At 33.8% G+C, this 9,307-nt stretch carries 7 protein-coding genes and 1 pseudogene; 1 reads left to right on the top strand and 7 read right to left on the bottom strand.

The window, feature by feature from the left end; genetic code table 11:
• The coding region (locus tag ACIQ7N_RS12435; protein ID WP_402932432.1) for a cache domain-containing protein at nucleotides 1–825 on the bottom strand (825 nt) is incomplete at its 3' end.
• 746 nt (nucleotides 826–1,571) lie between these two features.
• On the opposite strand from ACIQ7N_RS12435, the pseudogene ACIQ7N_RS12430 reads away from it, so the two are divergent.
• Nucleotides 1,572–1,751 (top strand): annotated as a pseudogene (locus ACIQ7N_RS12430) (DMT family transporter); the annotation flags it as partial.
• Here ACIQ7N_RS12430 and ACIQ7N_RS12425 read toward each other — a convergent pair.
• The 6 genes from ACIQ7N_RS12425 to ACIQ7N_RS12400 all read right to left on the bottom strand — a co-directional run bounded on the left by ACIQ7N_RS12425 (nucleotide 1,723) and on the right by ACIQ7N_RS12400 (nucleotide 8,811).
• Nucleotides 1,723–2,991: a S8 family peptidase gene (locus tag ACIQ7N_RS12425; protein WP_402932444.1), complete on the bottom strand. Its 1,269-nt coding sequence runs from the start codon at nucleotides 2,989–2,991 to the stop codon at nucleotides 1,723–1,725. The pseudogene ACIQ7N_RS12430 and the gene ACIQ7N_RS12425 overlap by 29 nt on opposite strands.
• 834 nt (nucleotides 2,992–3,825) lie before the next feature.
• Complete coding sequence (locus ACIQ7N_RS12420) at nucleotides 3,826–4,224, bottom strand: nuclear transport factor 2 family protein (protein WP_132359609.1); 399 nt, start codon at nucleotides 4,222–4,224, stop codon at nucleotides 3,826–3,828.
• A 4-nt stretch (nucleotides 4,225–4,228) separates the two neighbouring features.
• On the bottom strand, nucleotides 4,229–5,050 hold the full coding sequence (locus ACIQ7N_RS12415) for an MBL fold metallo-hydrolase (protein ID WP_402932429.1): 822 nt from the start codon (nucleotides 5,048–5,050) through the stop codon (nucleotides 4,229–4,231).
• Between the two features lie 117 nt (nucleotides 5,051–5,167).
• Complete coding sequence (locus ACIQ7N_RS12410) at nucleotides 5,168–5,788, bottom strand: DsbA family protein (protein ID WP_402932427.1); 621 nt, start codon at nucleotides 5,786–5,788, stop codon at nucleotides 5,168–5,170.
• A 684-nt stretch (nucleotides 5,789–6,472) separates the two neighbouring features.
• On the bottom strand, nucleotides 6,473–8,113 hold the full coding sequence (locus tag ACIQ7N_RS12405; RefSeq protein ID WP_402932424.1) for a sensor histidine kinase: 1,641 nt from the start codon (nucleotides 8,111–8,113) through the stop codon (nucleotides 6,473–6,475).
• Complete coding sequence (locus ACIQ7N_RS12400; protein WP_402932421.1) at nucleotides 8,110–8,811, bottom strand: response regulator transcription factor; 702 nt, start codon at nucleotides 8,809–8,811, stop codon at nucleotides 8,110–8,112. Before ACIQ7N_RS12400 ends, ACIQ7N_RS12405 begins: the two co-directional genes overlap by 4 nt.
• Nucleotides 8,812–9,307 lie beyond the last annotated feature (496 nt).

Raw genomic sequence — 9,307 nt, 5'->3', positions numbered from 1 at the left:
CTTATACAAAATAGATGATGCTGATTGGTCAATTTCCTTCGCAAAAATTGTCCCTGTGATTTTCCAATTTGTCAGTTCATTCGTTGTAAAGAACAGAATTCGGTCATCACCGTCAAAGACATAATCATACGTGCCCGATTTGCTGTCGTACATTTTGTCCACGAAGCTTTCTTTTATTTCGCTACCCGGTTCAATCGTCGGGTGTGCAATGACCATTTTATTTTCATCAAGAATAGAAGGATATCCATTTTTTCCGATACTGATAGAACTAGCGATTTTTTGGAGATTTGTCAATTTTATATCAATTGCTATTACCCCAGATTGATCTTTTATTTGACGAGCAATGGTTACGATCAAATCTCCAGTTCCTGCACCTATATAAGGCTCCGTAATTAGGACTTCTCCCTTTAATGCTGTAGCCTCTTTATACCAGTCTCGTTCTAAAGGATTGTAATCGGCGCTATTCGTTTTTGGTTCTAGAAAAAATGCTCCCTCATTTGTTCCAATATAAATGCTCTGAACATCTGGATGCAGCTTTATATATTGTTGAAATTTTGTTTTAACTGCAGACCCCTGCTGTTCATACTTTGAAGAATTGATATCCTCGCTAAAAAAAGTGATATCATTTATTTTTTCACTAATGGTCTTATCGATTAGTGTATTTAAAATTTCTACGCTTTCATTGGCACTAAAAAGTATTTCGTTTTTTATTGAATCTTTTGCTGATAAATACGATAGACTTCCTACAGAAATAACTGGAATTAGTAAGATAAGAGCAAATAATGTGTAAAGCTTGCCCTTAAAGCTTACAAATAACTTTTTCATAAACCGTTCTCCTTTTGTGCATTAGTTTTTAAGATGTGTATTTTGTACAATTTTGTGGTTTAGACTGAAAGAATACTGTTCACAACCTTCCCAAATTTTTCGTTTAAATATCCACCCTAAGCTTTTATCGGACGAAATACTCAAATCCAAAATCCCTTTTTCATTTTTTTGATTTTTCTAATATAAAACCTTCTATTTTTTCACTTCTTCATCATTCAAGTAAAAATAGAGCCCCTACCTACCATCCTGAATACAATCTAACGAAAAATGCATTTATCCACTTTCCTGTAATAAAAAAGATTCTTTTGATACACATTTTTGGATACTGAACGCCCAAAGGAACCTTTTAAATACATAAATATCCACGCTATTTTCTTCTAAAAAGACTTCAAAAATGCTTAGGAATAAATCCTAAGCCCTTCAATATTTCTATTATTAAAGTTATTTTTGATCAATAAGATATATTTCTTTTCAACAAACGCACCCCTATAGTTAAAGTACAACTCTTCACAATATCGTTATAAGAAGAAAGAAATGATAATTGACAATAATTAAAAATTCACAATGGCAAAAAACAATAATGCTTTTTGCCTTTATTTTTTTTGAATGTGCTAAAAGAGGTATATATGGGTCCATGGAAACAAAAGGAATAGAGAATTTTTTATAATGGTGTGACAAATGTCCTTTTGCCTAGGGGCGTTTTAGTTTTTAATTACGTTATGGATAAATGAAATGAAGGTGATTTTTTGAAGGGAATACTATTTGCAGTTATTGGAGGAGCATTCATTATACTTCAAGGTACTTTTAATGCAAAACTTAGCTCGGATATCGGTATATGGTCGACAAGTATTATTACACATTTAATCGGTTTTCTTGTTGCAACTTCTGTATTTTTTATCAAGAAAGCAGGAACTGTGAAAGGACTTTTGCATTTTTCACACGCTCTTCTTTTGTTTCGGAATACAGTTTAGGTAAATTTTTTAAGTCGAATTGCAATGCTTTTACAGGATCGACAAGCCCATGTCCAAATGTAAGATCATAGCCCTTCTCCCCTAAATCCTTTGCGGTCATTTCAAGAATTGCTTCTATTTCATGAGGCTTTAAATTTGGATATTTTGATTTTAGTAGAGACGCTATACCTGCAACTACAGGAGATGCCATAGATGTTCCACTATCTACTTTAAAGGACGATCCTTTTTTCTTACTATAAAATGTACTGTATATATCTTCCCCTGGAGCTACTACGTCAACTGACGGGCCATAATTTGAATAGTAGGACAGTTCATTTCTGTCATTCGTAGAACCTACGCCAATAACGCCTTCGTAAGAAGCATGGAAGGAGTAATCATCTGTCGATTCATTTCCAGCAGCTGCAACAATAGTAATTCCTTTATCAATGGCTTTCTGAACGGCATCCTTCAGTAGTGAATTTTCTCCATAGCCGCCAACGCTCATGTTAATAACATCAGCACCTTGCTCAATAGCGTAAAGTATTCCTTGTGCAATGACGAAATCATTGGCCCCTTCTCCCCCATTGAATACATCAAGTGGAAGGATTTTAGCATTTGGATTAATCCCATGTCCTCCAATACCATTATTTTTTGCCGCGCCAATAATTCCTGCTACGTGTGTTCCATGGCCATCAGGATAAGATGTATTGGCAGGTGCTGCAGCATTATATGGTGGAAGCACTTGAGATTTTAGATCCGGATGTTTAAAATCCACACCACCATCGATAACGGCTACTTTTACTTTATTGTTGCCTGCTAATTCTAGAGCCTTATCAATTTGAAGTAGGTTTAAATGATACATATCCTTTTTCTTTGGATCTTCTCCTGTGCTAAAGGAATGATACACGTAGCTTGGGGATACACTTTTAACTCCTTTTTGCTTGGCATAATATGAAACCGCTTTTTCTAAAGCTGTTCCTTTGTTTAGTTTGATAACATCGTATCCTAATGAAGGAATCGATCGGATCACTTTTGAGCCAATCTGTTTATGTACATTCTTATCAAGACCTGAATGTTTGACGATAATGGTATCCTTACTAATCCAATCCTTTTGATTTTTCAATGTTCGTTCCTTATTGCTAGCCAGTTTCACTAATTCTTGGTTTTTCGCTGTTTTTTGTGGTGCTTCAGCAAAGGCAGAAGTAGTAGGAACCATTAGTGCAGCAGTTGCTACTATAGCAATTGATTTTTTAACCCAGTTCTTCAACTGTTTTACCTCCTTGAGTGTTTTAATGTGAGTCACATCTGTACTACATTGAATGATAGATTTCATTAATGTAGTGTAAGTATATTGGCATATCCTTATAGTAAAATAATGGACTCCTTAACAAAATCTTAAAAACTAAATAAGAGATTTATAGTAGATTAATGGGAATAAATCGAGTTTCTTTGTTTGATTGTATACGAGGATTTAATTTCTGGGGAGATTACTCGTGAAGTAATAATAGTAGATATACCTAGTTATTACACTAGGATCCATTGGGTGATGGGATTGAGAAATAAATTTATTTTTGCTATTAAGCATTTTTTGTTAGTTTATCTTCTTGTAAAGGAAAAAAAAGATCTTGTTATTGTAAGTTCTTCTGTTGAACTAGGTTCACTACAAGACCTTCATAATAAGGAATTGCATTTTCGTATTAAAAATGAACGATTATGGAATGGAACCAGAGTTAGTATAGAAAATTTGATTTATTATCCAAGATACTTATATTCGTGACTTAATCAATACAAAAAAAATCTAAGTTTCTCACACATATAAAACACAGCCTTTACCGAATAATGCAGCAATGGGTATTATTACTGGAAAGTTCAAACGAAATAAGAAAAGAATTTACTATAGATGCAATAAGAAAAAAATAGAAAAAGACGAAGCAGTCATTGTGGAAATTTACGATGATTCTAGAACGTGTGGAAACATATGTCGTTGTAATTGTTATAGCGTCAGGAAAATAAGGTTATCCTGACGCTACCCAAGTAAAGTTACAAACAACTAATTTGAAATTATTGCATTATTGACAGTTGCGCTGTCCACGATTTGAATAAATTTTTTAACCTTATCATTCTCATCAAATTCATATAGATGGCAAAAGTCTGCTACAAATGACTTTCCTGTTGCTTTATACGTCCCACTATATTTTCCGTAGACGATAACAGTGTGATTATTAAACGCATAGATTTCATCTTTTGCAGAATAGCCATCCCATTCGGTTCCAAGGCGTTCATGTACGTTTTTCACTACTTCATTTGGACCTACATAAGTACCCGCATAAGGAAATCCAGCAGCTTCTGTCCAAGATACATTATCACTTAAATACGTTTTGAAGGCATCCAATTTACCTTCACCAGTTAATACATATGTTTCATGTAATAATTTTTGATATTTATTCATAATATTAACCCCAAGGAATTTCTTTCATTACAACTTTAGCACTTAATTCTAATACGCCTTTATTTGCATAGTCTGGATATGCTGCTTCAAGTTTTGCAACAAAATCCGTAGAAGTTTTACTTACTTCAGAAGAGTTAATTGCCGTTTTTAGATAATTGATAGTGGCGATAAGCGCTTGATTATCTAAAGATTTTTCAATAGAACCATGGCTTGGTACGATTATGTTAGCATTTAACCCTTGTAACGCTTTCAAGTTCTCAATCCAAGATTCCATCGCTTCTTTTTCGCTAGTATCTGCTAAGAAAACATGAATTTCATTGAATATATCAATGCCACCAATCAATAATTTTAATTCCTTGTTAAATAAGCTCGTTCGGTAATTATCTAAGCCTACAAGTTCAAATGTTAAATCTTGAAAGTCAATTGTTTTTTCTGCTAACACTTGAGGCAATACAACATTACTTGGTGCGTTTTCTCCAAGTGCATCTTTCCAAACTTTTAACTTCCCTAAGACAGAATGAATGATATGTTCAACAGTAGATTCTGTAGCATACGCAATGGCTTCTGGATACGCTGCTTTAATACTTTCTAATCCAAAGTAGTAGTCAGGATCTCCATGAATAATGAAAATTTTATCTAATGATAAGTTATTTTTTTTCAAATAATCAACAATTTCTTTCGAATCGGATTGCGTAAATTTCGTATTTATTAGGAATGCATGTCCTGCTTTTTCAACTAAGGTTGCAGTCACCATAAAACTTTTTTCTTCAGAACTAAATATCGTCAATTTCACATCATTTTGATTTATTTCGATTGTTTTAAACATACAATTTTATCTCCTTTTTGGTGAGGTTATTTAATAAGTAATGTAGTTTTATTAGTTGCACATGAGTTATAAATACCCAAACTTTCATAAAATCATTTCATTTTTGCCTCCCTTTGTTTAATACAAATCTTTAAAACGCTCTTCAATTTTATCCGGCGTCATTACTCCGCCACCAATAGGAATTAATTGATTATCCTTGTGTAGAAGTAAAGAAGGATAACTATTTATACCAAGTTGTTGAACCATATTGAAATCATTTTGAACTTCTAGTATAGTTTCTTGAGATTTTAGCCGCTCTAGAACTTGTTCAGGATCCAAATGATGGTCAATAGCTATCTTACGATATGTTTCAGGATCGCTCAGACTTTTCCCATCATAATAAAACGCTCTTTGCATAGATGAAGTAAATTCTAACAAACGGTTCGGTGCTAGTGAACGTAAAGCTGAAAAGCCAATTGCAGCATCTTTGGAATTCATAGTAAAATTACCTTCTGACACCAAAGCCTGATATGAAGGACCAAATTCTGCACCAGTAAGTTGATTAATTCTTTTATTACCTTCTGATATATATGAGAATTTTTTTATTGGTAGATTATCTAAAAATAATCCTCCAGATAAAACAATTAACGGCACTTCAGGGTGATTTTTGTAAAAACCTCTAATACTTTCTGAAAATCCATAGCACCATCCACAATATGCATCCCATACATATATAAGTGTGTCTTGTTTTGTCTCCATTAAAAACGCCTACCTTTTTTTTATTATGAACCAATCTCGCTGTTACTTATAAATTCTCAGCTAATTTTTTAATCGTAGAATTGCATCTTTTGTAATCTATTGTGCTTTTCCAGGCGAATTAGCCTTCAAATAGAAAAATTACATCATTAAAAAATTTCGAGCCCCATTTCTAGTTCTGCAGCTTGACTTCAGAGTAGAAAGCATCACGTGCTTGAATTTGACACTGCTTTTTACCTGTAACAGTTGTTGTTACAACCTGTTGTAACCATTATAGTTACAACAGGGATAAAAGTCAATTCTTATAAGCCCAAAAATCAAAATCTCTCTATAAACGTTGATATATCAACGGTTTAAGCGTTATCAAATTGGTGAAAAAATAAAAGAAATGTAAGAACTATTTGAATTAATTAAACAGACTAAAATCGTTTCCACGGTAAAACACTGGATATTTTTTTATCAAACTGTTCCATTAATAAAATAACGATGTAATGACATAGATATAATCTCATGGTTATCAAAAGGAACAAGTTCTTTTTATGAGAGTTTCGTTGGATAATTTGATGTTTTTTGTTAAAACAACTTTTCCTAATCTCACCAAAAATTACATTTAGACTTTAACACTGTTCAATTTCACAAAAAAAGCAATACAGAGTGAATGATTCTCCACTTGTACTGCCAAATATTTTAATGTTTAAATTTCAACACAAAAACTGTACCTCCTGCTCCCGATTGGACACTAATGGCTCCATCATGCAAATCAATTAACTGTTTAGTAATAGCCAACCCTAGTCCTGTACCCGTTGTATCGTCTGTAGTATTTGTCCCTCGATAATATCGCTCAAAGAGGTTATCGAGCTCCTCTTGAGGAATTCCTGGACCTTGGTCGGCGATTGTTAGCATAATCTCCTGTCCTATATTTTGCGCTTCTACGTTTACCTTTGTACCGTCAGGCGTATATTTTTTAGCATTCGTTATGAGATTATCTAAAATGCGCTTTAATAAAAGCTCGTCCGCTTCCAACATCACATCCCCATAAACGTTTACAGACACTTGCTCATCTGCAAATTGAGGTAACCACACATTAAGTGGTATTAATACTTTTTCAAGCTTGATCGCTCTATTTTTTAATTGGTACGTATAGGTTAAGTCTTTTATAAGGGCATCCATGTACGTTGCCTTCTCCTGCATCGTAGTTGCAAAGACACGCATTTCTTCCTTCGACCACTCATAATCCTCAGAAGCTAGCATTGTTGAATAACCATAAATAGAGCTTAACGGTGTCTTTAAATCATGGGATAGGCCTGTTATCCATTCCTCACGTAATTGCTCTGCATGCTTAATTTGCCGTTCATTAGAGTCAAGACGTTCCGATAAGTGATTGAGAGATTCATCAACTGGCTGGAATAATTTAAATTTCCTTTTTAATTTTCCTGTCTTTCGATGATGTACCTTCTTATCTCTTACCTCACTGTAATCAAACTGTGCAAGTCGCTCAATACGAAATAGTACATAAACAAGGGGACGAACAAACTGACCCGAAATGCTAATTGATAAAAAGATGACCCCAATTAGCAATATTAAATGAAGACCAAAGAAGGAAGAAACAAATACTATTAATGCTTTATTTAAAGGTTCTTCAAATGGCTTGTATGATGGATTCGGCATCCGAACAACTAGGGTCGAGCCATCCTCCAATGCAGCATTTTTTGTAAACTCTTTATGCTCAAAAATATCGTATTTCTCTTCTAGCAATTGAGGCTTATGCAGCTTTTTATAACGCTCTCCAATGATATCTATCCTATCCCATTGCTCATTATAGACTTCAACAGATGCCTTATTGTCTTGTAAATGCTGGAGTACATCGTTTGAAATTTCCCCTGTAGTCCTCCAATTTTGTAGTGCCTCCTCAAAAAGTGGTTGAACAGGTGATATAGGGAGAAATAACAAATAATATTTAGGAATCTCCCACGTATGCATTCCCGGTCGTTGAAGAGCCATTATTTCGGTATCTGACATTCCACATAGTTCACATGTATCTCCTGTGTAATCAATAATGTCCATCGATTGATTGAACAAATAAAGTTCCCCTAAATTCTCCTCCGCCCGCTTCACTAAATCGTCGCTAATTTCAACGGATTCTCCTTTTTTTACAATGATTTCATCTTTTATTTCATCGTAAGTCATTGTATGAATATTTTCACCGGAGTTCATATAGATAAAAAATGAAAAAAGCAAAAAACTAATAATAAAACCTACAATGATTAGTAAATAAAAAATGCTGAAATAAGACACAAAACGAAGTGTTAATCTTCTAACTGGCTTCATGAAAGAGCATCTCCAACAAGTTTATAACCAATACCCCTCACAGTTATAATGTAAGTTGGTTTACCTGGATTCTTTTCAATTTTTTCGCGAAGTTTTCGAATATGTACCATCACTGTATTATCATCGAACAAATAACCACCCCATATACGCTCATAAATTTGCTCTTTTGATAATACTTGCCCTACGTTTTCACATAAATACTTCAGTAAGTGAAATAATCGCCCACTAATAATTTCCTTTGTACCATCTACCATTATCTCCGCGGCATCCATATCAAATGTAAACCCATTACATGTGAATACATGGCTTTTTGACACAATCTTTTTCTTCATATATCTTGTAAGCTGTACCTTCACCCTCGCAACGAGCTCAAGTGGATTAAATGGCTTCGTAATATAATCGTCTGCACCGTTCATAAAACCGCGAAGCTTATCCGCATCACTACCTTTTGCCGTTAAAAAGAAAATTGGCGCTTCACTATACTCACGAATTATATTCGCTATATCCAGCCCACTTCCATCAGGAAGCATAATATCTAATAGATAAAAATCAAAAACCTTCGTTTTAAACTTATTTTTTGCTTCTTGAACAGTACAGCAAAGTGTAATGTCTAAAAATCCTTCTTTTCTTAAAATAATTTCAATCATATCCGCAATTGCACGTTCATCCTCTAACACTAAAATTGATACATCTTGCATACTATCACCTCTTTTAACATTAATTTGAAATAGTCATTATTTCACAATAAGCCTTACGATAATCAATTAAGGAGCTAACGCAATGAAAACAAAACGTGTACCTACATTGTTAATATTAGTGGGATTAGTTTATTTGGCATCTTATGCTAGTGTTTGTCCTCTATGTTACATGAATAAACAGCAAAAGCCCCATCAAAGCGATTTTTCATCAAGCTTCTATTTTAACAGCAAAACTTTTCAGATGGAAAATCGTACATACAGTAAACGAAGAAATGCTTATCACAACTTCTAATAAGCTTACTTTTGAGAGGTCCCCTGTATGGCTACCCTTTAAGCTTCTAATATTGGACTACCTCTATTAATAAAATAAGAAAGAGATGAAAAGGGACAAAAAAAGCATACGATTTCTTACAAAAATAGTCGATTTCATTGTCTTATAAAAACCCCTATCAATTTAGAAATCATATACCTTCTTTCTAAAACTTTAAACCCCTTA

It is taken from the genome of Lysinibacillus sp. NPDC095746 (assembly GCF_044763535.1).
Taxonomy (GTDB): Bacteria; Bacillota; Bacilli; order Bacillales_A; family Planococcaceae; genus Lysinibacillus.
This window is presented reverse-complemented; position numbering and strand designations above follow the sequence as displayed.